Annotated in this window: 21 protein-coding genes; 14 read left to right on the plus strand and 7 right to left on the minus strand. The window is 61.7% G+C overall.

All coding sequences use genetic code 11. The annotated features are described in order from the left end of the window. Positions 1-38 precede the first annotated feature (38 nt). From J7I86_RS11190 to J7I86_RS11210, 5 genes are all read left to right on the plus strand, one after another. Positions 39-2,426 carry a molybdopterin oxidoreductase family protein gene (locus J7I86_RS11190; protein WP_214819901.1) on the plus strand — a complete coding sequence of 796 codons (2,388 nt, stop codon included), beginning with the start codon at positions 39-41 and terminating at the stop codon, positions 2,424-2,426. Then, positions 2,423-2,884, plus strand: a complete 462-nt coding sequence (locus J7I86_RS11195; RefSeq protein ID WP_214819818.1) for a hypothetical protein — start codon at positions 2,423-2,425, stop codon at positions 2,882-2,884. Before J7I86_RS11190 ends, J7I86_RS11195 begins: the two co-directional genes overlap by 4 nt. 178 nt (positions 2,885-3,062) lie before the next feature. Further along, entirely contained in the window at positions 3,063-4,085 is a 1,023-nt protein-coding gene (locus J7I86_RS11200) for a 3-oxoacyl-ACP synthase III (RefSeq protein WP_214819820.1), read from the plus strand. After that, entirely contained in the window at positions 4,079-6,784 is a 2,706-nt protein-coding gene (locus J7I86_RS11205) for an alpha/beta fold hydrolase (RefSeq protein ID WP_214819822.1), read from the plus strand. Before J7I86_RS11200 ends, J7I86_RS11205 begins: the two co-directional genes overlap by 7 nt. Continuing rightward, entirely contained in the window at positions 6,781-7,839 is a 1,059-nt protein-coding gene (locus J7I86_RS11210; protein ID WP_214819825.1) for an NAD(P)-dependent oxidoreductase, read from the plus strand. Before J7I86_RS11205 ends, J7I86_RS11210 begins: the two co-directional genes overlap by 4 nt. Here the strand turns inward: J7I86_RS11210 and J7I86_RS11215 are convergent. After that, the gene (locus J7I86_RS11215; protein WP_214819827.1) at positions 7,751-8,563 is read right to left on the minus strand and encodes an MBL fold metallo-hydrolase; all 813 of its coding nucleotides are present in this window, start codon (positions 8,561-8,563) and stop codon (positions 7,751-7,753) included. The genes J7I86_RS11210 and J7I86_RS11215 overlap by 89 nt on opposite strands. Positions 8,564-8,682: 119 nt before the next feature. Here J7I86_RS11215 and J7I86_RS11220 point away from each other — a divergent pair, with 119 nt between their 5' ends. Further along, positions 8,683-8,889 carry a DUF2945 domain-containing protein gene (locus J7I86_RS11220; protein ID WP_214819829.1) on the plus strand — a complete coding sequence of 69 codons (207 nt, stop codon included), beginning with the start codon at positions 8,683-8,685 and terminating at the stop codon, positions 8,887-8,889. Between the two features lie 4 nt (positions 8,890-8,893). Continuing rightward, the gene (locus tag J7I86_RS11225; protein WP_214819831.1) at positions 8,894-10,090 is read left to right on the plus strand and encodes an NAD(P)/FAD-dependent oxidoreductase; all 1,197 of its coding nucleotides are present in this window, start codon (positions 8,894-8,896) and stop codon (positions 10,088-10,090) included. Positions 10,091-10,159: 69 nt separating this feature from the next. Here J7I86_RS11225 and J7I86_RS11230 read toward each other — a convergent pair whose 3' ends face one another. Next, on the minus strand, positions 10,160-10,363 hold the full coding sequence (locus J7I86_RS11230; protein WP_014921815.1) for a cold-shock protein: 204 nt from the start codon (positions 10,361-10,363) through the stop codon (positions 10,160-10,162). A gap of 139 nt (positions 10,364-10,502) precedes the next feature. Beyond that, positions 10,503-11,804 carry a cation:proton antiporter gene (locus tag J7I86_RS11235; protein ID WP_286179665.1) on the minus strand — a complete coding sequence of 434 codons (1,302 nt, stop codon included), beginning with the start codon at positions 11,802-11,804 and terminating at the stop codon, positions 10,503-10,505. A gap of 127 nt (positions 11,805-11,931) precedes the next feature. Between J7I86_RS11235 and J7I86_RS11240 the strand changes: the two genes are divergently transcribed. Further along, entirely contained in the window at positions 11,932-12,540 is a 609-nt protein-coding gene (locus J7I86_RS11240) for a dihydrofolate reductase family protein (RefSeq protein ID WP_214819833.1), read from the plus strand. Positions 12,541-12,568: 28 nt separating this feature from the next. Here J7I86_RS11240 and ligD read toward each other — a convergent pair whose 3' ends face one another. Continuing rightward, positions 12,569-13,813, minus strand: coding sequence for a non-homologous end-joining DNA ligase (ligD, locus tag J7I86_RS11245; protein ID WP_214819835.1), 1,245 nt, complete (start codon positions 13,811-13,813; stop codon positions 12,569-12,571). Between the two features lie 155 nt (positions 13,814-13,968). On the opposite strand from ligD, the gene J7I86_RS22785 reads away from it, so the two are divergent. The 3 genes from J7I86_RS22785 to J7I86_RS11255 all read left to right on the plus strand — a co-directional run bounded on the left by J7I86_RS22785 (position 13,969) and on the right by J7I86_RS11255 (position 16,401). Further along, positions 13,969-14,103 (plus strand): hypothetical protein, encoded by a 135-nt coding sequence (locus J7I86_RS22785; RefSeq protein WP_286179666.1) that lies wholly within the window; start codon positions 13,969-13,971, stop codon positions 14,101-14,103. 188 nt (positions 14,104-14,291) lie between these two features. Continuing rightward, positions 14,292-14,564: a hypothetical protein gene (locus J7I86_RS11250; RefSeq protein WP_286179667.1), complete on the plus strand. Its 273-nt coding sequence runs from the start codon at positions 14,292-14,294 to the stop codon at positions 14,562-14,564. A gap of 88 nt (positions 14,565-14,652) precedes the next feature. Next, positions 14,653-16,401: a pyruvate dehydrogenase gene (locus J7I86_RS11255; protein WP_214819839.1), complete on the plus strand. Its 1,749-nt coding sequence runs from the start codon at positions 14,653-14,655 to the stop codon at positions 16,399-16,401. Here J7I86_RS11255 and uvrA read toward each other — a convergent pair whose 3' ends face one another. Further along, positions 16,402-18,957 (minus strand): excinuclease ABC subunit UvrA, encoded by a 2,556-nt coding sequence (gene uvrA / locus J7I86_RS11260; RefSeq protein ID WP_286179668.1) that lies wholly within the window; start codon positions 18,955-18,957, stop codon positions 16,402-16,404. A 125-nt stretch (positions 18,958-19,082) separates the two neighbouring features. Here uvrA and J7I86_RS11265 point away from each other — a divergent pair, with 125 nt between their 5' ends. Continuing rightward, positions 19,083-20,300 (plus strand): hypothetical protein, encoded by a 1,218-nt coding sequence (locus J7I86_RS11265; RefSeq protein ID WP_286179669.1) that lies wholly within the window; start codon positions 19,083-19,085, stop codon positions 20,298-20,300. On the opposite strand, the gene J7I86_RS11270 is transcribed toward J7I86_RS11265, so the two are convergent. Together J7I86_RS11270 and J7I86_RS11275 are read right to left on the minus strand one after the other, a co-directional pair. Further along, the gene (locus tag J7I86_RS11270) at positions 20,297-21,544 is read right to left on the minus strand and encodes a M20 family metallo-hydrolase (RefSeq protein ID WP_214819841.1); all 1,248 of its coding nucleotides are present in this window, start codon (positions 21,542-21,544) and stop codon (positions 20,297-20,299) included. The genes J7I86_RS11265 and J7I86_RS11270 overlap by 4 nt on opposite strands. Then, positions 21,541-23,271: an amidohydrolase gene (locus J7I86_RS11275; RefSeq protein WP_214819843.1), complete on the minus strand. Its 1,731-nt coding sequence runs from the start codon at positions 23,269-23,271 to the stop codon at positions 21,541-21,543. Before J7I86_RS11275 ends, J7I86_RS11270 begins: the two co-directional genes overlap by 4 nt. 138 nt (positions 23,272-23,409) lie before the next feature. On the opposite strand from J7I86_RS11275, the gene J7I86_RS11280 reads away from it, so the two are divergent. Together J7I86_RS11280 and J7I86_RS11285 are read left to right on the plus strand one after the other, a co-directional pair. Continuing rightward, positions 23,410-24,645, plus strand: a complete 1,236-nt coding sequence (locus tag J7I86_RS11280) for a helix-turn-helix domain-containing protein (RefSeq protein ID WP_214819845.1) — start codon at positions 23,410-23,412, stop codon at positions 24,643-24,645. A 155-nt stretch (positions 24,646-24,800) separates the two neighbouring features. Further along, on the plus strand, positions 24,801-26,132 hold the full coding sequence (locus tag J7I86_RS11285; protein ID WP_214819847.1) for an MFS transporter: 1,332 nt from the start codon (positions 24,801-24,803) through the stop codon (positions 26,130-26,132). Positions 26,133-26,141 lie beyond the last annotated feature (9 nt).

The raw sequence follows: 26,141 nt of genomic DNA on the forward strand, positions 1-26,141 counted from the left end.
GGAAAGACTTCAGGACATTTAGCTATTCGAGGTGCATGATGGCGGATCGCATCACCGACATTTGGGGAACCAGAACACCCTTTCCTGCCGGAGGAGACTGGCCGGTCCGGGTGGACTTCGCACTGGATGGGGGTCTCAGCGAAGGCGACGTCGACCAATGGGTCCAATCAGCCTGCGTGCTGTGCAGCAACGGCTGTGGCTGTGACATTGCCGTCAAAGACGGTGTCATGGTGGGCATCCGGGGTCGCGCCGAGGATCGCGTGAACAAGGGACGTCTTGGGCCGAAAGGCCTGTTTGCCAGTTGGCAGGGCGTGGCAAACAAAGACCGCCTGACCCGGCCCTTGATCCGCGAAGGCGATTCTTTGGTGGAGACCGATTGGGACACTGCCATGAGCCGGGTGGTGGAACGAAGCAAGCAATTGCTGGCTGACAAAGGCCCCCTAAGCCACGGCTTCTACACCAGCGGTCAACTCTTTCTGGAGGAGTATTACGCTTTGGCCGTGATCGGCAAGGCAGGCATCGGGACCCCCCACATGGACGGCAACACCCGGTTGTGCACGGCAACAGCCGCATCAGCCCTGAAAGAGACCTTTGGAGCGGACGGGCAGCCCGGCGCCTACGAGGACATCGACTCTGCCGACGCAATCTTCCTCTATGGCCACAACATGCCGGAAACACAGACGGTTCTCTGGTCCCGCATTCTGGACCGTCTTAGCGGACCTACACCGCCCAAACTGGTTTGCGTTGATCCCCGGAATACCGAGGCGGCACGGCATGCAAGCGTTCATTTAGCAGTCCGGCCCGGCACCAATCTGGCGCTCATGCACGCTCTGATCCGTGAAGTCCTCGAGAACGGGTGGTTCGACTCCGGGTACGTCCAACAGCACGCACTTGGCTTCGATGAGCTGAGACGCACTGTGGAGAAATGGACCCCCGCGGTTGCTGCCGAGGTCTGCGGGGTCGCTGCCGCCGACATCAGGGAAGCGGCGCGAATCTTTGGTACCTCAAGCAGTGTGCTGTCCACTGTGTTGCAAGGGTTCTATCAGTCGGCCCAGGCCACGGCCGCCTCATGCCAGGTCAATAACCTGCACCTGTTGCGCGGCATGCTTGGCCGGCCGGGAGCCGGACTTCTACAAATGAACGGTCAACCGACAGCCCAAAACAACAGGGAATGCGGTGCCGACGGCGACCTTCCGGGCTTCCGTAACTGGGGCAACCAGGAGCACATCCAGGAATTGGCGAAGCTGTGGAACGTGGACCCGGCCGTCATTCCGCATTGGGCACCGCCCACTCACGCCCTGCAGATTTTCCGCTATGCGGAGCAAGGATCCATCAATTTCCTCTGGGTGTCAGCCACCAACCCCGCTGTGTCCATGCCTGAGCTCCATCGGATCCGGAACATCCTGGCCAAGCCCGAGCTGTTTTTGGTGGTGCAGGACATGTATCTGACCGAAACGGCCGAACTGGCCGACGTCGTCCTACCCGCAGCAGCTTGGGGCGAAAAGACAGGAACGTTCACCAACGCCTCACGTGTGGTCCATGTTTCGGATAAGGCCGTGGATCCACCTGGTGAAGCCCGCAGTGATCTGGCGATCTTCCTGGACTACTCCCGCCGCATGGGATTCACAACGCTGGAGGGCTCGCCATTGCTTACCTGGGAAGGCCCTGAGGAAGCGTTCGAGGCGTGGAAGGAATGCTCGCGGGGACGGCCTTGCGACTACACGGGGTTGACCTACGAAAAACTGCGGGGCGGAAGCGGCATCCCTTGGCCATGCAATGACGACAACCCTGACGGCACCACCCGGCTCTACGCAGATGGCCGCTTTCCCACCGATCCGGATCATTGCGAAAACTACGGCCACGACCTGCTCACCGGAGCCGAGGTGGAGCCTGCGTCCTATCGCGCTTCGGCACCGGACGGCCGGGCTTTTCTGAAGACCACGGAGTATCACCCACCTCACGAAGAACCGGACAGTGAGTATCCGCTCCGTTACACCACAGGACGAACGGCGTATCACTTTCATACCCGCACCAAGACGGCACGCTCCCGTGAACTCAATTCTGCCGCCCCCAAAATGTGGGTGGAGATTTCCGTGCAGGACGCTTCGGAGCTGGGAATTTCCGAGGGCGACATAGTGCGGGTGACATCGCGAAGGGGGCGAATTGAGGCTCCGGCCCGCGTAAGCGGGGTCCGTCCGGGGACGGTCTTTGCGCCGTTTCATTATGGCTACTGGGACAGCGACGACGGAGAAACAGGCCGCCACGCCACCGCTGCCAACGAACTGACCCTCACTGAATGGGATCCGGTGTCCAAGCAACCGATCTTCAAGAACGCAGCCGTAAGGGTGGAGAGGATCGCAAAAGGTGCTGGCCCGGCCCCGGCTCCACTCACCACCGCGTCCCGGCCGGAACGGAGGGAGCCATGAACCTCCACATCTACCTTGGCCTTCTCCACCGGGGCGAACAAACCCTGGCAAGTTCATTCCGCCAGGTGTCCGAGGGCCACGGCGACGAGCCGGATATCCATTTCCTGTGTCAGAGCCTGGGTGGGCAGTCCGAGCATCATGTGGCCCTCCTGTTACCTGTAGTTGAGCGCTATGGGGAAGAGGGCTCGGATAATGAGCCGGAAAGGCTCCACGCCCAGGGCCTATCGGAAACCCGCAGCGGGCCGGTGGGTCTTCTACGCGATCTGCAGGACCTTTATGTGTTGGCCAGCTTGGTGGACATCACCTGGACGGTGATGGAGCAAGCAGGGCAGGCCCTGCGCGACAGTGAACTCTTGTCCGTGGTGGAGCAGTGCCATCAAGAGACTGAAGTCCAACTCCGCTGGCTCAAAACGCGGATCAAGCAGGCTGCGCCGCAGGCGCTGCTCGTTGCCGAATGAGTAATTTTTATGGTGGCATCATGGTGTATCCGGGATATAAGTGTGCACTCTCACGTCGGCGGGACGCATGCCAAATATGCAGGAACGGGTTCACACCGGCATAGTTAACGTCTTGGGGTTGCACTTTATGGGTACAGTCACCGCATGAAGGCAGGACAGAAACGAACAGGGGCTTAACTTGGCAGGGAATGCGACCTTCCGGCACAGCAACACCGCGCTGCTCTCGGTGAGCAGCGTAGAAGCTCCGAGGATAGTGAGCTCCACGGATTTCGACCGGAGATTGGCTTCGACCCTGCAGCGGCTGAAGTTCCCGCCGCGATTGCTTGAGCGCGTTGCGGGCATCACGCACCGCCGCTGGTGGGCCGCCGGGACGTCGTTCGACGACGCAGCCGTGGAAGCAGGTGCCAAAGCCTTGGCAGAGGCCGGCATCGAAGCCTCGGAAATTGGCTTGTTGATCAACACTTCGGTGACGAGGCGCAACCTCGAACCGTCCGTGGCGGTCAAGATTCACCACGAACTCGGCTTGCCGTCGTCGGCCATGAACTTTGACTTGGCCAACGCGTGCCTCGGGTTCGTGAATGGCTTGATCCTGGCGGCAAATATGATCGATTCGGGACAGATCAGGTACGCGGTGATCGTCAATGGCGAGGACGCGCAAGGCACACAGGAAGCCACCCTGGCGCGGCTCCAGCGTCCTGAAACCACTCGTGAAGATTTCAACCGCGAATTCGCCACGCTGACACTTGGATCCGGGGCTGCTGCAGCGGTCCTGGGCCCTGTTGACGAGCACCCGGGGGCACACCGGCTTGTTGGAGGCGTTATGCGTGCCGGCACGGAACATCACGAGCTGTGTGTTGGCGGAATCGATGGCATGTCCACCGATACCAAAGGATTGCTCGACGGCGGTCTGCAGCTTGTGGTGGACGCCTGGCATGAGGCCCAGCCCGAGTGGGATTGGGCCAGCATGGACCGTTACGTCACTCATCAAGTCAGCAACGCCTACACCCAGGCGATCATCAACGCCATAGACCTGGACCCGGATAAGGTCCCCATCACTTTCCCGCACTGGGGCAATGTGGGTCCTGCATCGCTTCCCATGACACTCGCTGCCCAAGCTCAGTCACTAACATCCGGTGACCGGGTCCTGTGCATGGGCGTGGGGTCCGGGCTGAACGCAGGAATGGTGGAGATCGTTTGGTAGCCGCCACTTGGCCCGGCGTTGACCCCGCATGGTCCCGGACGATCCGGGTAAGGTCCACGTCCAAGGTAGACGCGCCCGGCGCGATGCGTCGCTGGCATTTGCTGGACAACGGAGCCGAACTCACGCGCCGTGGCTTGACTCCGATCGGTACCTTGCTGTGCGTGCATGGCAACCCTACCTGGTCCTATCTGTGGCGGACGCTGTTAAGCGCCGGAGCGGACACGGCTCATCCGTGGCGGGTTGTGGCGGTGGACCAGTTGGACATGGGCTACTCCGAGCGCACCGGCACGTTCCGGCGCCTGGCTGACCGGATCAATGACCTCGGTGACCTCACGGATGCCCTGGGCCTGGAGGGACCCGTGGTGACGGTTGGCCATGACTGGGGTGGAGTGATCAGTACAGGCTGGGCTCTGGAGCACCCGCAGCTCCTTACAGGAGTGGTACTGACCAACACCGCCGTCCACCACCCTGCTGATACACCAATCCCGCCGGCTCTCCGGCTCGCCTTGCATCCTGCCGTGCACCGGTGGGGCACTACGACGTCGGATGCCTTTCTGCGCGTGACGCACTCGCTGGCTAACCCGCCGCTGCCGGCTGACGTGGGGAGGGCTTTCATGGCTCCCTATCGCGGTGCCGGGCGCCGGGCCGGAGTGGGGAACTTTGTGGCAGACATCCCCGCAGACACTACCCACCCCAGCTACCCAACTCTGAACCAAGTAGCGGAGGGCTTGCGCGGGCTAAAGGTTCCGGCATTGATGTTGTGGGGTCCCAAGGATCCGATCTTCTCCGACCGTTACCTCAAAGACCTCATCGGCCGGCTTCCCCACGCGGATGTGCATCGCTTTGAAGGTGCCGGACACTTGGTGGCAGAGGACAGGGATATTGCGGCGCCGGTCTATGACTGGCTTGCTGTGCACGGCACCGACATCAGCGGTGGGGACTCGCGGTACGCCGTAGCCAACGGCCGCCAGATGCCTGAGGAGCCAGCCGAAGAAGACAGGGCAGCATTCCGACCCCTTTGGGACTCGCTGACCGAACTGGCGGCGGGGCCGGTTATGGGTGAGATCGCTGTTGCCGAAATGGCGACCGACGGCAGCGTGAGTCGGTCGCTTAGCTGGCAGCAGTTGGACCAGCGCATTCTGGATCTGGTGGAGGGCTTGCGTGAAGCCGGAGTGGGACGCGGCAGCCGCGTAAGCCTGATGGTTCCTCCTGGATCCGACCTCACCGTTGCGCTGTACGCCTGCCTGAAGTTGGGTGCGGTTGTAGTTGTAGCCGACGCCGGACTGGGAACCAAGGGGATGAGCCGCGCTGTGAAGGGCGCTACCGCTGATTTCCTGATTGGCATCGACAAGGCTTTGGCCGCCGCCGCGGTCCTTGGGTGGCCTGGGCGCCGGATCAGCGTTCAGGATCTCCCAACCGCCCGCCGTCGAATCCTCGGTGTCGAGACTTCACTGGCTGCTTTGACAAAGAGCGGCGCGAACAGCGGCGCCAAACGCGCCGAAGACAAGCACGTGGAGATCGTGGACCCGGACGCGCCGTCCGCCGTGCTGTTTACCTCCGGCTCCACCGGGCCCGCCAAGGGCGTCCTGTACACACACCGGCAGCTGGCTGCGATGCGGGACACGGTTGCCGCCACGTTCGGGATCGGTGCAGGCGCCAGGCTAGTGGCGGGTTTCGCGCCCTTTGCGTTGCTGGGGCCGGCACTGGGAGCTGTTTCGGTGACCCCTGCCATGGACGTCACTGCCCCCCGAACCCTGACGGCCAAGACGCTGGCGGAGGCGGTAAATGCCATTGACGCGACCGTGGTTTTCGCTTCCCCGGCGGCTTTGCGTAATGTCGTCGCCACCCGGGATGACCTCAGCGGCGCACTCAGGGAGGCTCTTGAAAACGTGGAGATGCTCCTATCCGCCGGCGCGCCGGTCCCGGAGTCCCTCCTTGCTGAAGTGCAACAGTTGATGCCCCAGGCTTCCCTGCATACGCCCTACGGAATGACTGAGGCGTTGCCGGTCACTGACATCAGCTTTGAGGAGATTCAGGCGGCCGGTGCCGATGCCGCTGCCGGGACAGTCCTGGGAGCCGGCAACGGAGTCTGCGTGGGCATGCCCGTGCACGGAACCCGGTTGGCGATCGTCCCGCTGGCGGCAGATGGCACAGCATCGGGAGAGCATCGCGGCACTGAGGCCGGGGTGACGGGGGAGATACTGGTCAGCGCGCCGCACGTGAAAGAAGCCTATGACAAGCTCTGGCTGACTCAACGTCAGAGTGCCGGCCTGAGCGGATGGCACCGAACGGGGGATGTAGGCCACTTCGACGCCGTAGGCCGCCTCTGGGTGGAGGGACGGCTTGCCCATGTGGTGACGGCGCCCGGGAATGCAGTGACTCCGGTTGGTGCCGAGCAATGCATCGAACAGTTGGACGCTGTGCGGATTGCTGCCATCGCCGGAGTTGGACCGAGCGGGACCCAAGCTGTAGTGGCCGTGGTCGAGACCGTTCCTCCAGTTTCCAAGGCCGGTCCCGCAGCGCCGCAACTCGCAGGGCGTGTCCGACGAGCAGCTTCCGAGGCCGGCGTCGATGTCAGTGCCGTGCTCGTAGTGCCTGCACAACCCACCGACATCAGGCATAACGCCAAGATTGACAGGACACGCCTGGCACGCTGGGCTTCACGGGTGCTGGCCGGCGGCCGTCCGGGGAAGCCATGAGGGTACTCGTCACTGGTGCCAGTGGGCTCCTTGGCAGCGAGGTGGCTCGGCAACTGGTGCGTCAAGGCCATGATGTGGTCTCGTTTCAGCGCCGCTCGTCGGGGGTGGAGGGCGTGGAAGACTTCCGCGGATCCATCAACGACGACGCTGCCCTCCGCCAGGCAGTGAACGGTGTGGAGGGAATCATCCACCTTGCGGCCAAAGTTTCCATCACCGGCCGCGCCACGGAGTTCGACGCAGTCAATGTTGAAGGAACGCGTCGGCTACTGCATCTGGCCCGGGCTGCCGGGGTGCGGGACGTAGTGTATGTCTCCTCACCATCTGTGGCCCACTCCGGAGCGGCCATCATGGGGGCAGGTGCGGAGAAGGCCGACCCACGGCATGCGCGCGGAGACTATGCCCGCACCAAAGCTGAGGCTGAATTACTGGCCCTCGCGGCAAATGGTGCCGACTTCAGGGTGGCAGCAGTGCGGCCCCATATTGTATGGGGCCCCGGCGACACCCAGCTGGTTGAACGCGTCCTCGCTCGTGCCAGCCACAGCCGCCTACCGCTGCTCGACTCCGGCGCGGCCCTGATCGACACGACATACGTGGACAATGCCGCGTCGGCCATCGTCGCAGCCCTGCACCGCATGGAACACGTCCATGGCAGGGCCGTGGTGGTGAGCAACGGCGAGCCCCGGCCGATCGGGGAGCTGCTGTCAGGCATTTGTGCAGCGGGCGGCGTGGCCCCGCCGTCGTGGTCTGTGCCGGGCGGGCTGGCACGGGCGGCCGGAGCGGTAGTGGAAAGGGTGTGGACCTGGGCGGGACGCGAAGAGGAACCGCCCATGACACGGTTCCTCGCTGAGCAGCTCTCCACCGCGCACTGGTTCGACCAACGCGCAACCCGTGAACTCCTCAACTGGACACCTGCTGTCTCCCTTGATGAAGGACTGGCCAGGCTGCGCGAGTACTACGGCGGGGAATTCAGGTCAGGTGGTCGAAGTCTCCCCGTGTCCATGCTGCATGCCGCTGGGCAGAGTCGCGCAGAACGTCCTTCGCGCCGGAAGAGATGACGTTGTTGAAGTTGCCGTAAATCCGATCGAACTCAAGCCCCTCCAGCTGGGCGGCGATACGTAGCACCACGGCACCGGAGAGCGGTAATCGGTTGGGATAGCTGCGCATGAAGGCGACCGTGCACCGATCAGGATTGGGAAAAACAGTGTCACCGGTCAGCAGTACTCCTTTGCCGTCAGCTCCTGCTGCCCAGTGCGCCACGGCGCTGCCCGGGAAGTGCCCGCCTGTCTGATGCAGGGCCAATCCTTCTGCAATTTCTATAGTGCCGGACCAGTATGCGACGCTTGGGTCATGGCGGCCGAGCCATTGGCGGTCTGCCTCGGCCACCAGGACCGGGACGTTTCCAAGGCGGCGCGACCATTCCACCTGCACACCAAACATGTGTGGATGGCTGGCGGCGATCGCCACAACCGGACCCTGCTCAAGGACCGATTGCACTGCGTTGTCATCAAGATAACCCACAGGATCCCACAGGAGTGAACCCTGGGGCGTCACCACAAGCTGGGCAGTTTGGCCGATGCCGACCTTCGGCTCAGTACTGATCGCTATGAGCCCGGGTTCATTTTGCTCCAGTAATGCCTGCCGCCCTGTCCGGCTCAGCTCGTCCAAGGTGAGCCAGTGTTGTCCGTCCTCGGGCACGTACTGGCGTTCGTCGGCGCACATCGGACAGAGGTCCGGCACGGGTTCGTCGCGTTCCACGGCACAGGTAGCGCAGATCAGCATCAGAAGTCCTTTCCACAGCACTTTAATCCGACTGCTCCGCCGAGTGACCACCAATGATCATCATGCTTACTATTGTGGAGCAGTGGAAGTTGGAGAGGGACACCACACTAGGAGCGGACATGGCACTGAGCAAGGGAACACGCGTGGAGTGGAACACCCCGCAGGGCAAGACGCACGGAAAGATCGTGGAAAAGAAGACCAGCGACTTTGAACTGGACGGAAACAAACACGTGGCCAGTGAGGACGAGCCGCAATACGTGGTGGAATCCGGGAAAACCGGGGCCAGAGCAGCGCACAAGGGCTCCGCTTTGACCGAAAAGAACTAGTGGCATGGCACAGCATCACGAGGTGGTCATCATCGGCGGAGGCAATGCAGGCGTGTCCCTGGCCGCGCGTTTGAAGCGGTACGGCATTAAGGACATTGCCCTGATCGAACCCAAGGAGCACCACCTCTACCAGCCACTGTTCTCGCATATCGCCGGCGGTCGGGCCGAGGTGAAGGAAGCCGTTCGGAGCCAGCATTCCGTAACCCCCAAGGGTGTGGCTTGGATCAAGGACAAAGCTGTGGATGTGGATGCCAAGGCCAATTCGGTGACGCTGGCGTCCGGGTCCACGGTGAGCTACGAGCACCTCGTTGTGTGCCCGGGGCTGCAGTACAACTGGGATGCCGTGCCGGGGCTGGCTGAGGCGGTGCACTCGGCGTACGGCTCATCGCACTACGAGTTTGAGCTTGCGCCAAAGCTCTGGACACTCCTGAGCTCCATGACGTCCGGAACCGTCGTCTTCACCATGCCCTCAGGACCTGTCAAGTGCGCCGGGGCCAGCCAGAAACCGATGTACTTGGCCTGTGACTATTGGAGGGAACAAGGCGTTCTGGAGAACATCCGGGTTGTTATGGTCCAGCCCTATCCCACAGTCTTCGGCGTTCCCCAAGTTGATGGGGAGCTTGACCGCAAGATCGCCGAGTACGGCATTGAGTTGCGGACAAACAGCGAGCTGGTGGCAGTGAATCCTGCCGATCGAACAGCAACCATCCGGAGCATCAAGGACCACACTTCGGAGGAGCTGCCCTACGACGTCCTCAACGCTGTTCCGCCCCAGTCAGCGCCGGAGTGGCTCAAAACCACGGACTTGCCTGCAGATGGAGACCGCCACGGCTTTGTGGAGGTGGACACGCAGACGTTGCGGCATCCCAGATACCCCAACGTCTGGTCACTTGGCGACGCTGCAGGAACAACGAACTCGAAGGCCGGCGGTGCGCTCCGTAAGCAGACGAAGGTCCTGGCGGAAAACCTGCTCTCGGTCCGCAAAGGCGAACCACTCAGTGCGAAGTACAACGGATACTCCGTCTGTCCATTCACCGTTTCGCGGAGCACCGTGGTCTTTGCCGAGTTCGATGATGGTTACCAGCCCATGCCCACCATCCCTCAGGTGCCCACATGGAAGGAAAGTCGGCTTTCCTGGTGGGTGGACCGCGACATGTTCCCGCAGGTTTACTGGCACCTGATTCTTAAAGGCCGGGCGTAGAGACGCCAAAAGACCGGTCAGGCCACCAGGCCCGGCCGGTCTCTTGATTGTGAACTTTATGTTGTGAACTCAGGCGGGTTGAATGTTCTCCGCCTGCGGACCCTTGGGGCCCTGCGTGATGTCGAATTGGACCTTCTGGTTCTCCTCCAGCGAACGGTATCCGCTCGACGTGATCGCTGAGTAGTGAGCAAACACGTCTGGGCCTCCATCGTCCGGGGCGATGAATCCGAAACCCTTTTCAGCGTTAAACCACTTAACTGTTCCTGTTGCCATGCCTTTATTTCCTTCACCCGGTCGCTGGTCGGTCCCGCTGGTCGGTTGCCGTCCCTGCCACTCACGTTATGAGCCTATGGGCCGGGTCCGCTTGGGGCAACACTTTTGCTCGGACTTTGCGCAGCCGGCTGCCAGGCAGTCAGGCTTTCGGTGCGCGCAGCTCAGGGTCTGCCGCTTCCGGGCGACGCAGCCGGCGAAGCGCCAGTAAAGGAAACAGGAGTACCGAGAGCATCCCCGCACCTACCAGGGCGGACGAAATCCCACTGGTGATCAGCCCGTGTTCCCGGCCAATGGTGGTCACAGCCACGATGATGGGCAACGCTGTGGCACCGAATAGCATGAGGGCTCTTTTGTCCGCTCGACTGGAGCCGGGGGGCGCGGCGAGCAATGATGGCAGACCGCGGATGATCAGCAACAGGCCAAGGAACAGGGGGATCATAGCGAGGGTTACCGGGTTGGAAATCAGCGCCCCAAGATCGAAGTCAATGCCGGTGTCGATGAAGAAGATGGGAACCAGGAACCCGAAAGCTACGGCGTCGATCTTCGTTTCAATGACTTCACGGTCCGCTTCAGGAGCGCGCGCTATGGTCACCTTCCAGAGGACTCCTGCGGCGAAGGCACCCAGCAGCATGTCCAGCCCCAGTAGCATGCTGAGCACCACCAGCGTACTGAGAATCAACAGAATGGACCGCATGGCGAATTGGCTGCTGGTGTGAAGCGTGGCAGTGACTTGGGCGTGGAACAAGGTGTGCCGCGCCTGGGAGGCCAGGTAGATTGCCACGCCGGTCAAGAGAACGAAGCCCAGAAGGACTCCTGATGCCACTCCAAGTTGTTTGCCACTGAAGAACAGCGAAATAGCTATCAACGGACCAAACTCGCCGGCGGCGCCCAAAGCGGTGACGGCCACACCAATGGGCGACGTGGAAGCGCCGGCGTCCCGGAGGATCGGCAGCAGCGCGCCCAAGGCCGTGGAGCACAGGGCAACGCCGATGATCACGGCAGACTCCGGTGAGGGGACCATGACAAAACCTGCCCCGATGCCCGCAGCCAGGGAGATGACCCATCCTGCAGAAGCACGGTAAATGGGACGGCCGCGAATGGCCGTGAAATCGATCTCGTTGCCGGCAACGAAGAACAGCATGGCCAGTCCGAAGTCGGCCAGCGTGTCGGTGAACGCGGTGGACTGGACCCAGCCCAGCAGGCTGGGACCTAACAGGATGCCAAGGACAATCTCAAAGACCACGATTGGCACTTTGACCCAACGATTAAGGAGCCGGGTGGCAAGAGGAGCCACCACAGCCATGACGGCGATGAGGACCAGTGACGTGGACAAGCCTTGCATCGGCAGTGCCTCCGGTACCTCGGCTGCTTCAAGGAAAAGTACTCCAAAGCTACCGCCACCTCCTACGGTGCGCCATAACTTGAAAGCCGAATATTCCAAGGGGAGAATCCAGCAAGTCCTATCACCGCTGCCGGGTTCCGCAGGAAACCGGGAAGCAGCATACTAATGTGAGGAAGATGCCACAGACCCGCAGCATCCGGCCGCGGTCCATGCGAAGGAGTGCATCGTGGGAATCCTTACCGCCAACCTGTTCATCACCCTTGACGGCGTCTACCAGGCGCCGGGCGGCCCTGAAGAGGACAGGGCCGGTGGCTTCGAATTCGGTGGGTGGCAAGCGGCCTATTTTGACGACGAAACAGGTGAAGCCATCGGCGCGGGAATCGACAGCATGGACGCCCTGCTCCTCGGACGAAAAACCTACGACATCTTCTCGGGGTTTTGGCCCCATCAGAAGGATCACATCGGCGAAACCTTCAACGCCTTGCCGAAATTTGTTGTGTCGCGGTCCCTGACCCGGCCGGAGTGGGAAGGCACCACCTCATTGGCGGAGATCTCCGGGCTGGCTGAACTCAAGGATCAATTCCATGACATCCACATGTTCGGCAGCGGCCACCTCATTCGCTCGCTTCTTGAAGCCAACCTCCTCGACCGGCTGAACCTGTTCCTGTATCCGCTCACCTTCGGCTCGGGAAAGCGACTGTTTGCCGACGGCTCAGGCGTCCCCGCAGCCTTCCGCTTCGCCCAGCCACCCCGGGCGTTCCCCAAGGGGGCGGTGCTGCTCTCCTATGAGCGTGCCGGCGCGCCGGTTACGGGCATCACCATCGGCCAGGACTAGCCGAACGTTCTCGGGATTCCGGCCGACCTCAGGAAGCTGGCCGGCCCGGCCATTCTTTACCTGCCCACGGGTCGTAGTCCACGATGAGGTCCTCTTGGCGCGGACGCCGGTCTTCGGGGATGTGCTGAAGGTTTACCCGTACGCGGTACCAGAGCGAGCTCGAGCCCCGCATCCCGTCTATGAGGACGTCGGCAGGATGCAGCAGGGAAACAACATCCTGGTGGCGGGCCTTCCACTCATCCAGAGCCGCCTGGGCCTCGGGCTTGGTCTTGCTGCGGGCAACCTCGATGAGCGGCATCACCGAGACCCGGCGACCTGATCCATCTCCGCTCTTGGGCGCTTTCTCGGCGGGTCCAAGCTCGGTAGCCAAGGCAAGCAGTCCGTCGAGTGAGCCGGCCGCGTCGTCGATTCCTGCGTGTGGGTCTCCCAGCGCAGCGTAACGTGCCGGTACTGATTGGACTGTGAACTGCTCTGGCCGCGCGGAGCGCACTTCTTGCCAAGTGAGCGGGGTTGAGACGCGGGCGTCGGGGCGGGAACGAACCGAGTATGCTGAGGCCACGGTGCGGTCTTTGGCATTTTGGTTGAAGTCCACAAAAACGCTCTCACCGCGTTCTTCCTTCCACCATTTGGCTGTTGCCAGTCCCGGCGCGCGATTTTCCACCTCGCGGGCAAGGGTTTCGGCGGCGAGGCGCACCTCCCGGTATGACCATCGGGGTTCGATGCGGACCAGGATGTGGAGTCCACGGGAGCCACTCGTCTTAGGCCACCCCACCAGCCCGACGTCGTCCAGAACCTCCTGGGCTACATAGGCGGTGTCCACAATCCGGGACCAGCCGACCCCAGGCATGGGGTCCAGGTCCACCCGCAGTTCGTCGGGGTGATCAAGGTCCTCAGCGCGCACCGGGTGCGGATTAAGGTCCAGGCATCCCAGGTTCACCACCCATGCAAGGCCGGCAGCATCCCGGATCACCGTTTCCTCGGCGGAGGTACCGGAGGAGTAATGGAGGGTTGCCGTATCAATAAAGCCAGGGTGATTTTCGGGTACGCGTTTCTGGAAGAACGGTTCGGCGTCGATGCCCTTGGGGAAGCGCTTGAGCACCATGGGGCGGCCGCCTGCTCCACGCAGTGCCCCTTCCGCGACGGCGAGGTAGTACTTCACCAAGTCAAGCTTGGTCACCCCCGGCTCGGGAAATACCACCTTGTCCGGGTTGGAGATACGGACCTCTTGGCCGGCAATATCAAGGATCTCAGCCGGGGGCTTCGACGGGTTCATGCGGCAACGCTAGCAATTAACAGCCTTCCCAGCCAGAGCCCCGTACAGGAAAAAACATAAAAGGGCTGCGACATCGCCCCACCCAATTCGGTAACTGGCTTTAAAAATATAAGTAGGTATGGTGTTCTCATACCGAGAATATTGAAGGAGAGATAATGTCCGGCAAATCATCGAGTAGTGGCAAGTCGAAGAAGACGGGGAAGACCATTCTGGAGAAACGGGCGGAAAAGAGGGCGAAGGCCGAAGGCAGCGAAAATCTCTTTTCCAAGCCAAGGAAAAACCACCGCTAGCGGCCACGTAGCTGCGGCACGGCGGCATAAGAGCTACGAGCGACGCAGCCGACCGTCATTTCCTGCCGGAAAGGGCGGCGGTTGCTGTGAAGAAATGGAACCTTTAAGTCATGCGGCAATTAATAACTACGCTCATTGTTCCTGCGCGCCTTAATGAGGTAATTCGAGTCGAACGAATTGAGGCTTCCATGGAAAACCATCAGTCTCTGGTGGAGGGGAATATCGAAGCCATTTCCGGACGTGGCTGGCATGTTCTTCTTAATGACCAGGCAAGGCACATTCCTTTGCTACTGAACCCGCGGGCTGAAGTCTTGATTCGGGAAGCGGGCATTCCCATGGAGGACACTGTTAGTGGCACGGCTGTTTTCCTCGGTCATCGGAGCAGCGGCAGCGACGCAGATGTGCCGGAACATCTGGTGAGTGTGGCGGAGCGACTGTTCGGGACTCGGCTGGCAGCTTAAGCCGCGGGCATTCCCAGGTGGGGCTTGGACAGGCCGACTATATTTGGCCCTGTCAGCCCACCACCACCATTGAGGGAGCTTGCACACTATGGCCAAGGAACTTGCCACCCAACTCATTGAACAACTCCAAGCTGCCGGGGTGCAGCGGATCTACGGAATCGTTGGCGACAGCCTGAATCCAATCGTGGACGCTGTCCGGCAAACAGGAGGCTCTGCGAAAGGCGGAATTGACTGGATCCACGTGCGTCATGAGGAAGCAGCCGCCTTTGCTGCTGCTGCGGAGGCGCAACTGACGGGTAAGTTGGCTGTCTGCGCGGGGTCATGCGGCCCCGGCAACCTGCACCTGATCAATGGGCTCTATGACGCCAACCGCACCGGAGCGCCGGTGCTCGCCATCGCCTCACACATCCCCAGCAAGCAAATTGGCAGCGGCTTCTTCCAGGAAACCCATCCGGACCGGCTTTTCAATGAGTGCTCTGTGTATTCGGAGATGATCAGTACCGCCGAGCAAGCACCGCGGGTGATGCACAGTGCCATCCAGAACGCCATAGGTCTTGGGGGAGTCGCAGTTGTCACCCTGCCCGGCGACATCGCCGGACTTGAAGCCTCGGCGCCAACTCCACTTCCGGCCACGTTCCGACCAGCCGCCTTGGTTCCGGATCCGGAGAGTGTCCGCGAACTGGCCGATGCCATTAACGACGCCGGTAAGGTTGCCATTTTTGCCGGCGCCGGCGTCGAAGGCGCCCACAGTGAACTGAGGGCCCTGGCTGAACTGGTCAACGCACCCATAGGTCATTCCCTGCGGGGCAAAGACTTCGTCCAGTACAACAATCCTTTCGATATTGGCATGACCGGGCTGCTCGGCTATGGAGCGGCGGCGGAGGGCATTGAAGACGCGGACCTGCTGATACTGCTCGGCACCGACTTTCCCTATGACCAGTTTCTGCCCGATACCCGGACAGCCCAAGTGGACCGGGCCGCACAGCGGCTGGGGAGGCGGACCGACGTCGACATTGCCGTCCACGGCGACGTGCTGCCAACCTTAACGGCCCTGCTGCCGTTGGTGACGCCGAAGAAGAGCCGACGTTTCCTTGACCAGATGCTGAAGAAGCATGACCGTTTGATGAACAAGGCCGTGGGCGCCTACACGCGCAAGGTGGAGAAGAAGCAGCCTATCCACCCCGAGTACGCCGCTTCGCTTCTGGACCAGATTGCGGCGGAAGACGCAATCTTCACAGCGGATACCGGTATGTGCAACGTCTGGACTGCGCGCTATATCAACCCGCTGGGCACCCGTCGGCTGATTGGCTCGTTCCTCCACGGGTCCATGGCCAACGCCCTTCCGCACGCCATTGGCGCGCAGGTGGCCTTTCCCGGACGGCAGGTCATTTCCGTCTCGGGCGACGGCGGCCTGTCCATGCTGCTGGGTGAGCTCATCACGGTGGCCGCGCACCAGTTGCCGGTGAACGTGGTGGTGTTCAACAACTCCACGCTGGGCATGGTGAAACTCGAAATGCTGGTTGACGGGCTACCGGATTTCGGTGTGGACGTGCCGGACGCCAACTACGCAGCGGTGGCAGAATCCCTGGGTTTCCACGCTGTGCGCGTCACGGATCCGGCAGACATTGAGGCAGCCTACCGGGCGGCGTTCGCGCACCCTGGTCCGTCGTTGGTGGAGCTCATCACTGACCCCAATGCCCTGTCCATCCCGCCAAAAATCTCGGGTTCCCAAGTCATCGGATTCGCTACGGCCATGTCCAAAGTGGTTCTGAACCGCGGCGCCGGGGAAGCTGTCAGCATGGCGCGAAGCAACCTGCGGAATATTCCCCGACGCTAGCTACAGTCGGCAAGCGGCAGCAAGAAACGGTGCTGTCCGGCTTACTTGGGAACCCGCGACGACGGCTGGCGGGCCGGCGGCCATGATCTTGCCGCCGGCGTCGCCGCCGCCCGGGCCCAGATCAATCACCCAGTCAGCACCTGCCACGACGTCCATCTCGTGCTCCACCACAATGACCGTGTTGCCGGCATCCACCAGCTTGTGCAATTGGGCCATCAGGAGTTGGACGTCTGCCGGGTGCAGGCCTGTGGTGGGCTCATCCAGCAGATAGAGGGTGTGGCCGCGTTGGATGCGCTGCAGCTCGGTGGCAAGTTTGATGCGCTGTGCTTCGCCGCCGGAAAGCTCCGTGGCAGGCTGGCCCAGGCGCAGATAGCCCAAGCCCACCTCGCGAAGGGTTTGGAGGCTGCGGGCGACGCCCGGGAGATCAGCCAGGAACTCGGACGCGGCATTCACGGTCATGTCCAGGACCTCGGCAATATCGCGTCCGCGGTAGGTGACTTCCAAGGTTTCGGGATTGAATCTTGAACCGTGGCATTCGGGGCAGGGACCGTAACTCCCCGGCAGAAACAGCAACTCCACGGAAACAAAGCCTTCGCCCAGGCACGTTTCGCAGCGGCCCCCGGCCACGTTGAAGGAGAACCTTCCTGCGCCGAAGCCACGCGAGCGTGCTTCTTCGGTGGCTGCGAACTCCTTCCGGACTCCGTCGAAGAGCCCTGTGTAAGTGGCCAGGTTGGAGCGAGGCGTCCGGCCAATGGGCTTTTGGTCCACCTTGACGAGGCGATCCAGCTGGTGGAGCCCGGAAACCAAGCCCACAGCGTCGGGCGTCTGTTGGGTGTCTGACTCGAGAGCTTCCGGATGCAGCGCGGCCGCCACCACCTCGGCGAGAACGTGACTGACCAAAGTGGACTTGCCCGAGCCTGAGACGCCCGTCACGGCTGTCAGCACACCCAAAGGAAACTCGGCCTGGACGTCACAAAGGTTGTGCCTGTTGATGTTGCGAAGTGTGAGCCACTCTTTGGGCGGCCGGGGTGCTGTGTGCCGACGCGCCCTGACCGATGGAAGATGTTTATTAGGGGTCAGCGGGTATTCAGGGAACAGGAAGGGTCGCGTCACGGAATCCTTTACATCTGCCAGCCCAGCCACGGGGCCGCTGTAGAGGATTTGCCCACCGCCCTCGCCTGCATGCGGCCCAACATCGACCAACCAGTCGGCTGCCCGGACAAGATCCATGTTGTGCTCCACTACGAACACGGAGTTTCCGGAGCTCTTCAGCTGGTCCAGTACTGCCAGTAGCGGCTCGGCGTCGGCCGGGTGAAGCCCGGCGGATGGTTCGTCCAGCACGTAGATGACGCCGAAGAGTCCTGACCGCAGCTGCGTGGCTATGCGGAGACGCTGCATTTCGCCAGGGGAGAGGGTTGGCGTCGGTCTGCCCAGGGCGAGATAACCCAGGCCAAGGTCCAGGAGTACCGTGACCCGGCTCAAGAGGTCTCGGGTGATAGCGACGGCCACTTCGTTGGCTTCACCGGAGGTCTGGGTCCTGGAGGCTGTGCCGGACGCCGTCAACTCCGTGGTGGGTGCAATGATGGCGGCCAGCTCGGTCATCGGCAGGGCATTGAGCTCGGCGATGGTCTTTCCGGCGAAGGTGACGGCAAGCGCTTCCGGGCGGAGGCCGCTGCCACCACACTGCGGGCACTGGCCCGTTTCCATGAAGCGCAACACCCTGTCACGCATGGTGGAACTTTTCGAGTCGGCCAGGGTGTGGAGCACGTAGCTTTTGGCGCTCCAGAACCGGCCCTTGTACGGCTTGGCAACCCGGTCCCTTTGCGGTGTCACTTCCACCACCGGCTGCTCATCGGTGAAGAGAATCCAGTTGCGATCCTTCTTGGACAACTGCCGCCACGGCGTGTCGACGTCGTAGCCCAAGTGGGTAAGGATGTCACGGAGATTTTTGCTTTGCCAGGCACCGGGCCATGCGGCGATCGCACCGTCCCGGATACTCAGGGAAGGATCGGGAACCAAAGACTCCTCCGTGACGGTGTGGGCCACACCCAGCCCGTGGCACTCAGGACAGGCGCCGGCGGCCGTATTGGGGGAGAAAGCGTCGGAGTCCAACTGCGGGACACCTTCCGGATAACGGCCGGCACGGGAGAAGAGCATCCGCAGCGAGTTGGACAGCGTCGTCAGCGTGCCAACACTGGAACGGGCGGTTGCTGTGCCCCGGCGTTGTTGAAGTGCGACGGCGGGCGGCAGCCCCGTGATCGATTCCACCTTGGGATTGTGTCCCTGTTGGATGAGGCGGCGGGCGTAGGGGGCCACGGATTCGAAGTAGCGTCGCTGTGCTTCGGCAAAGATGGTGCCGAACGCCAAAGACGACTTTCCAGACCCTGAAACTCCGGTGAACGCGACGATTACGTCACGTGGCACATTCACATCCACATTGCGGAGGTTGTTCTCGCGGGCCCCACGGACCCTGACGAAGCCGTCCTCGGCATCAGCAACAGGGAACGTGGGTTGGTGGGGATCGGTCCGCCGGTCAACTGTCAGATTACTGTCCATTGATACGACTCTATCCGCGTCCGCACCGGTACGCCTGGCCACCACCACGGTATGGGACCATCAAGTAGCTTCCGGATGGTCCCGGCAGTGAAGTTGGCTTTGATTGTCTCGTTGGGGGAAGACTCATGATCAGAAGAATTTTGTGCGCCTCGTTTCTTGCTGCCGCTCTGGCAGCGGCGTCGCTGGTGTTCGCGATGCCGGCCGAAGCGGGCTCGCAAGTGTACAACCCATGCCAGCGACTCAGCGCCGGGCAGGTGAAATTCCCGTCCTACGGAGCCAATCGCGTCACCTTCGCCACGGCGACGGACCGTTCACAGTCGGCCGTGCTCATCACCGGATGTGTCCGATCCGGCAGCGGGTACGTGCAGGAATGGCAAACCACCGGATTCGCCGGATCCAAGGGGTTTTCAGCCCAGAACCTCGCATGGGAAGATTCCTGGAAGTCTCCCACCGGAAGCTTCAGTTTCACAGAGGCCCTGGGTCGATCCAATCCGGGAACCGCGTTGAAGTACTACTCAGTGAACCCCAATTCCCGCTGGGGCGGAGAGCATGGGCCCACCTATAACCAGTACTTCGAAGGGGCCGGGGGTGAGTCCGATGAGAACCTTTGGACCTACATGAACCAAGGCTTCTACGAGCAAGCCGCGGTGATCAACTGGAACCGCTACCCGGACATGCCTACTGTCCAGGGGGCATCCTTTGCGATCTTTTTCCATGCAGGCAACGTGCCCAGCGCGGGCTGCATCTCTACGAATTTGGGCACCGTAACCCAGCTCTTGAAAACCAACCGACCCGGTGATCGGATCATCATGGGAGCAGTGGACGACGTCTTCACTCCCTACAGCAGTTCGCCGTTCGGGGCGATCACCAACAAGTATGCTGCCCTCGGTGGGCCTGCCTTCGCAGGGGGCCCCGTGAGTCATGAAATGTATGGACTCAAGAACGGCGGAGCGGGGCAGGCGTACCAGAACGGTTCCATCCATTGGGGCGGCAGCACAGGGGTGCACATCAGCATGGGCGCCATCCGTGCTGCCTGGGGTGCCACCGGATTCGAAAAGGGCTACCTCGGTTACCCCACCACAGACGAAATTCCCGGCATGGCCCAGGGCGGCATCGGTCAGGCCTATGAAGGTGGCTCCATCTACTTCACCCCAGCCACGGGAGCCCACGTCAGCACGGGAGCCATCAGAAGCCTATGGGCCAAGCACGGCTACGAAAAGGGCAAACTCGGTTACCCCACCTCGGATGAGTACGTTTCCGCCGGCGCCGTGGTCCAGAACTACCAGGGCGGTATCATCACTTGGTTCGGTTCCAGTGGCAGCGTAGTTCTCAAAGCCGGCTAGCCCAGCTCGCCCTGAAGCAGACGACGTGTCACTTCGGCGAGCAACTCCACACCACGCAGCGCATCTTCATCCCTGGTGTACTCGGCCTCATTATGCGAGATTCCCTCCACGCTGGGGACGAACAGCATGACCGTGGGAACCACGTCCTTCATGTTGGTGGAATCGTGTCCGGCCACGGTCATGATGTTGCTGTGGGTGAAGCCCAGACGTTCAGCGCTTGCCACACCCAAGGCCACACCCTCCGGCTGGTAGGCAACCAAGCTCCAGTGATGCGTCAGTTCCATGCCGATGTCCGTACGGGACCGGTCACTGGCCTCGCCTGCCCATTTCCCCAGAAGGTCTACTGCACGGGCAAGGACCTCCTCATCAGGGGACCGGAGATCAAGGTTCATGGTGACCTGCCTGGCAATGGTGACCGGTGAGTTGGGAAGGACGTACAGCTCGGACACGGAAGTGTGCAACAGGCCGGGGTCAAACTCGGCGGCCAGTTCCCGGGCAGCGGCGATCAGCAGTGCGGCACCGTAGAGGGCGTCCCGACGATCCTCCATGCGTGTGGCACCGGTGTGGGATTGGGCTCCATCCACTGTTACCCGGAACTTGCTGGCCGCCCACGTGCGGTCAACCAACCCCACCTGCGTGCCGCTCTCTTCGAGGTTCCTGCCTTGTTCAATATGTATTTCGGCGTAGAGGGCGACGCTATTGAGGGTTGGTGCGGTACCGTCCGGGAGAAGGTGCCCACCGGACAAGGCCTCGGCCACAGTGGTTCCGCTGTGATCCGTTGTAGCCAATGCGTCCTTGAGTGGAATTTTCCCCGTAAAGACCGAGCTTCCCATCATGCTGGGTGCGAACCGGCTTCCTTCCTCGTTGAACCAGTTGACCACGGCAAGGTTGTAGACAGGGCTCAGCATCCGCGTCCGGGCTTCAGCTGCCACGACGCTGGCGGCGGAGGCCGCAGCAAGCACCCCGTAGGCGCCGTCAAATTTTCCGGCCAGGGGTTGTGAATCAAGGTGGGACCCCAGCAGAACGTAGGGGGCTCCCGGAACCAGCTCGATGGTACCGAACTGGTTTCCAACCTCGTCCACTGACTCCGTGTAGCCGTTCCGGGCCAACCACTCTCCAAACCACTGACGGGTACCGTGGTCTGCCGGGGTACCGGCCTGCCGGTCCACGCCACCACCATTGGTGGCGCCAAAGGAGGACATTTCTGCGAAGTCGTCCAGGAAATCGGGGAAGGTGCTGGTCATGGTGTTTCCTTAGCTGTCAGTGCTGCGTACTCAGTGCTGGCTGGCGTACTCAGCGCTGATTCACTTTCTTCGGTTGGGGTTTGGAGTGGGTACTTATCCGCGCCCCAACGGAGGTCACCGCCCACCATGGTTGCCAGGACCTGGGTGGCTCCGATGGCCGAGGACTTCACGGTGGTGGGGTCTTGGTCAAGGAATACCAGATCCGCCAGATAGCCAGGGGATAGGCGGCCCTTGATACCTTCGGCGCCGGTAGCTGCAGCCGACCCCGTGGTGTAGGCCGCCAAGGCTTCGGCAGCGGTGATCCTTTCGGCAGGACCGTAAACCTCTCCGGAGGGTGTGAGCCTCTCCACGAAGGACTGCATGACGTCCAGTGGGCGGCCGTTGGAGACCGGCCGGTCAGAGCTGCCAGGCAGTACCACACCACGGTCCAAGAGGCTCTTGCCCGGATAGGACCACGGTGTGCGTTTGGGTCCCAGTAAGCGGGCCATTCCGTCGCCGAACTCGGTGATGAAATGCGGTTGAGGCACCAGGACGATTCCCGCCGCGGCGATCCTGTCCAACTGATCGGGCCGGACAACGCCTCCATGCTCAATCCGGTTGGGCAGGGCGTTGAGGCCGAAAGTCTCCTGGGCTTCTGTGAGGATGTCGATCGCATGGTCGATTGCATGGTCGCCAATGGCGTGCATGGCAACCGCCCAGCCGGAACTGTAGGCCTTGAGCGCCGCGTCGCGCAGCTTGTCTGCGTCCATCTGAAGGTAGCCGTGGTTGTGGGTGCAACCGACGTACTCTTCGGTGACATAAGCGGTACTTCCCAGAAGCGAACCGTCGCTGAAGATCTTCACTGGGCCAAGCCGGAGCCAATCATCGCCCAGGCCCGTACGTATCCCGGTGTCAAGGCCCTTCGTTACTGCGTCCGTTGCATGTCCCTGCAACGGGCGCAGCGCATCGAGCACAACCATCGGTTGCATCCTGACGCTGAGCAGGCCCTTGTCCTTTGCGTTCTGGTAGGCCGCGAACTCCTGCGGTGAATGACCGATCCAGCCGCCCGCAATTCCAGCATCAGTGACGCTGGTGATGCCTTCGCTCAAGTAGTGGGTGGTGGCCAGGTCCAGGGCGCGTTCGATGGTTTCCAGAGGATAGGGCAGCAGGAGGTCCTGGACGAGCCGCATCGCATTTTCTTCCAGCAGCCCGGTGGGACGGCCGTCGGGCCCCATCACCACTGCACCGCCGTCGACCTCTGCGCGCAAGTCGGCGCCTTCGGCTTCAATCAAGGCCAGCGCCACTCCGTTGAGGGTGCAGGCATGACCGGACGAATGCTTGATCCATACGGGGCGTCCACCGGCGGCGGCGTCAAGCCGGTCGCGATCCGGCTGCTCGCCGTCGAGAAGCAGTGGGCTGAAGCCTGAAGCGACCACCCATTCGTCGGTTCCCAGCGACACCGCTGCGTTCCCAATGACGTCGTAAACGTCTTCAAGGTTCTTTACCGCCCCCAAGCCTGCTTCCATCAGACCCAGGCCAAACCAGACACTGTGCGCGTGAACGTCATTGAAGCCGGGGACGATCGTAGCGCCCTCAGCGTCAATGGTCCGGGCGGCAAGAGCAGCTACGCCGGCATCGGGGCCCACATCCAATATTTTCCCGTCATGGATCAGCAGGCTTTCCGCGACGGGGCGGGAGGGGTCCTGCGTCAGAATATGAGCATTGCGGATCAGGAGGTCTACCAGCATGAATCCTCTTTGATAAGGCCCGGGATGTCCGGAGCAAAACGAAGCCGACTTCAATTCAACGCTGGAAAAATGATGACTTCAATGGACAAAAGCCGCCGCCTTGCTGACAGAACTTGGGCGTTTGCCTAAAATTGCTCTATGACTCCAGATTCTCCCGAACGCATCGGCGCGGTCTCCACACGTAACCGGGTCTTTGATCCTCCGCGCTCAATCGAACCCGATTGGACGGACCTGATAGGGCGGCTGTGGAAGGAACGGGCGTTGTTGGTCAGCGACTTCCTTGAGCGGTTCGCCGAGATCTCATATGGCCAAGCGCTGGTTCCCGCTGAGGACATTTACCGCACGGCAGAGGACACCATGGACTTGCTGCTCTTCCGGATGGCCGGAGTGGACCTGCCGCCGGACCTGCAGTCACTTCCCCGTGAAATAGCGAGGCGCCGGGCTAACCAGGGAGTCCCGCTTGAGGCCTTCCTGGAGGCCATCAGAAATGACTTCCGTGTCCTCTGGAAAGGTCTTGAGCGAGTTGCGGGGGACTCGGGAATCGCGCTCCTGGTGGCCAACATGACCAGGGTCCTGGACACCGTGGAAGGCTATGTCAGCAGTATCCAGCAGGCGTACGCGGAGGAGGAGGCCCGGCTGACCAGGAATAAGCAGCTCTACCGGCAGCGGATTCTCTCGCGCCTCTTCAACAGCGATGTAGGGGTCTACGGGGACGCAGGCATCCCGGGTGACTTTCAGACCGCAGACGAGGTTGAGGAAATGGCTGCGGCTTTGGGGGTGGAGGCTACCGACACCTTTGAAGTGTTGGGCGTGGCGTCCCGGGACATCGCCCAGGCCCAGCGCCAATTCGAGTCCGTCTCCCGCGCGTTCCTGTATGAACATGCCGGAGCCCTTTACATCTTCCGGCAGCAGCGGAAGAACCGGAGTTGGGGGGAGGCCGGACCGGACTTTCCGGCTGGATACGTTCCCGATGTCAAGGGACTAACGGCGGTCCCCTCTGCCGCCAAGGGCGCACTTGTCCTGGCAAACCAAAGAAGCGCGGGCGCCGGCTTGGCAACAGTGGAGAACACCTGGATGGGTATCGCATCTGCCCTCCTGGAGCAGGCACTCCCGGGGTTTTCTGCCCCCATCACCGAAGCCCTGGACCAGTGCACACCCCATGAACGCCAGCGCCTGCTTCAGGTAGCCCGGATCTACGGTCGAACCGGGTCGATTAAGGAGACCTCGGAGGAGCTGTACTGCCACCGGAACACCACCGTGAACCGACTGCATAACCTGCAGCAAGTGATCGGCCTGGATCTCACGGTCCCGGTCCAGGCCGCCCTGGCGCTGGTGGCCTTGAGCGGTTACGAGGACAGAGAAGGGAAGTTGTGACTATGCACAATTAACTGTTGTGAGGCGGGTGGATATTGTCATTGATGAGTGCGTTGTCACTGGCCTAGTGTCGAAGATAACTCCCCAACCAACGGCCGTAAACATCCCGGCCGCAGGATGCGAACTACACTCCACCTGTTCGAAAGGCTCACATCGTGACCACCTCACATCCCGTTCCAACCTCCGAGGGTACCGCTCCGGTGATATCCGGCAAGGATGCCGGAAAAATTGCCCGCGCCGCTTTCGTTGGCACTGCGCTGGAATGGTACGACTACTACCTCTTCGGCACTGCTGCCGCACTGGTCTTTAATCGTCTCTTCTTCACCAACATGGACCCCACCGCCGCTCTGCTGGCTTCTTTTGCCACGTTTGGAGTCGGCTTCGCGGCCAGACCGCTGGGGGCGATGATTTTTGGTTACATCGGTGACAGGTTCGGGCGTCGTCCTGCACTGCTCATCACCATTGTGATGATCGGCTTTGCTACTGCGCTGATCGGCCTGTTGCCTGACTTTGGCAGCATCGGTTTGGCGGCCCCCATCTTGCTGGCCGTGCTGCGGTTGGTTCAAGGTTTGGCAGTTGGCGGTGAGTGGGGTGGCGCGGTGACCATGGCCGTAGAACATGCCCCCGCCGAAAAGCGCGGCCGCTACGCAGCACTGGTCCAGGTAGGATCACCGGTTGCTACCCTGCTCGCATCCGGGGCGTTCTCACTGGTCCTGCTCTTCCCCTCAGAGGCCTTCGATGCCTGGGGCTGGCGTATCCCGTTCCTGCTGGCCTTTCCAATGCTGGCCGTCGCCCTCTGGATCCGACTCAAGGTGGAGGAATCACCGATCTTCAAGGACCTCCTGTCCATGGGGGAGACTTCCAAGGTCCCGGCGTTCGAAGTCTTCCGTCATGCCAGCGGTCGCCTGGTAGTAGCAGTTCTCGCAGCATTGCTTGGAGTTGGTGGCTTCTACATGATCACCACCTTCGTAGTTAGCTACGGCTCCAACACCCTCCACATAGACCGCAACGTCATGGTAAACGCCACCCTGATCGCTGCTGTGGCACAGATCGTGGTCACCTTCTTCATGGGTCGTCTGGCTGAAAAGATCGGCCCCGGCAAGGTCACCATGTGGGGTGGCATTGCCAGTGCCATCATGGCTTTCCCTCTGTTCGCGATGATCGACACCAAGTCGCCGCTGCTGATTACCCTTGCCATCACCGTTGGAATCATGCTGATTGCCGTGGCCTATGCCGTCAACGGTGCACTGCTGACCGAGCTGTTCCCGCCGAAGCTGCGTTATTCCGGTGTGGCTCTGGGTTACAACATCGCCGGTGCCACCAGCGGTTTCATGCCTTTGCTCGCCACCGCCATGCTCGGAGTATCAGGCAACCAGTCGTGGGGCGCAGCTCTGATCCTGGCCATCATCTCGGTGCTTACCGCAGTGGGCGGCTTCCTCGGGGAGCGCCTGAGGGTGGAAGACAAGCGTCTGGTTCGGGATAACTAGACACGCCGA

Source organism: Arthrobacter sp. ISL-95 (genome assembly GCF_018613695.1).
In the GTDB taxonomy this organism is placed as follows: Bacteria; Actinomycetota; Actinomycetes; order Actinomycetales; family Micrococcaceae; genus Arthrobacter.

Bases quoted from the DNA above. Each gene is read 5' to 3' on its own strand.
- J7I86_RS11190 (WP_214819901.1), top strand. From the start codon at position 39: ATGGCGGATCGCATCACCGACATTTGGGGAACCAGAACACCCTTTCCT.
- J7I86_RS11195 (WP_214819818.1), top strand. From the start codon at position 2,423: ATGAACCTCCACATCTACCTTGGCCTTCTCCACCGGGGCGAACAAACC.
- J7I86_RS11210 (WP_214819825.1), top strand. From the start codon at position 6,781: ATGAGGGTACTCGTCACTGGTGCCAGTGGGCTCCTTGGCAGCGAGGTG.
- J7I86_RS11215 (WP_214819827.1), bottom strand. From the start codon at position 8,563: ATGCTGATCTGCGCTACCTGTGCCGTGGAACGCGACGAACCCGTGCCG.
- J7I86_RS11220 (WP_214819829.1), top strand. From the start codon at position 8,683: ATGGCACTGAGCAAGGGAACACGCGTGGAGTGGAACACCCCGCAGGGC.
- J7I86_RS11225 (WP_214819831.1), top strand. From the start codon at position 8,894: ATGGCACAGCATCACGAGGTGGTCATCATCGGCGGAGGCAATGCAGGC.
- J7I86_RS11230 (WP_014921815.1), bottom strand. From the start codon at position 10,363: ATGGCAACAGGAACAGTTAAGTGGTTTAACGCTGAAAAGGGTTTCGGA.
- ligD (WP_214819835.1), bottom strand. From the start codon at position 13,813: ATGAACCCGTCGAAGCCCCCGGCTGAGATCCTTGATATTGCCGGCCAA.
- J7I86_RS22785 (WP_286179666.1), top strand. From the start codon at position 13,969: ATGTCCGGCAAATCATCGAGTAGTGGCAAGTCGAAGAAGACGGGGAAG.
- J7I86_RS11250 (WP_286179667.1), top strand. From the start codon at position 14,292: ATGGAAAACCATCAGTCTCTGGTGGAGGGGAATATCGAAGCCATTTCC.
- J7I86_RS11255 (WP_214819839.1), top strand. From the start codon at position 14,653: ATGGCCAAGGAACTTGCCACCCAACTCATTGAACAACTCCAAGCTGCC.
- uvrA (WP_286179668.1), bottom strand. From the start codon at position 18,957: ATGGACAGTAATCTGACAGTTGACCGGCGGACCGATCCCCACCAACCC.
- J7I86_RS11265 (WP_286179669.1), top strand. From the start codon at position 19,083: ATGATCAGAAGAATTTTGTGCGCCTCGTTTCTTGCTGCCGCTCTGGCA.
- J7I86_RS11270 (WP_214819841.1), bottom strand. From the start codon at position 21,544: ATGACCAGCACCTTCCCCGATTTCCTGGACGACTTCGCAGAAATGTCC.
- J7I86_RS11275 (WP_214819843.1), bottom strand. From the start codon at position 23,271: ATGCTGGTAGACCTCCTGATCCGCAATGCTCATATTCTGACGCAGGAC.
- J7I86_RS11280 (WP_214819845.1), top strand. From the start codon at position 23,410: ATGACTCCAGATTCTCCCGAACGCATCGGCGCGGTCTCCACACGTAAC.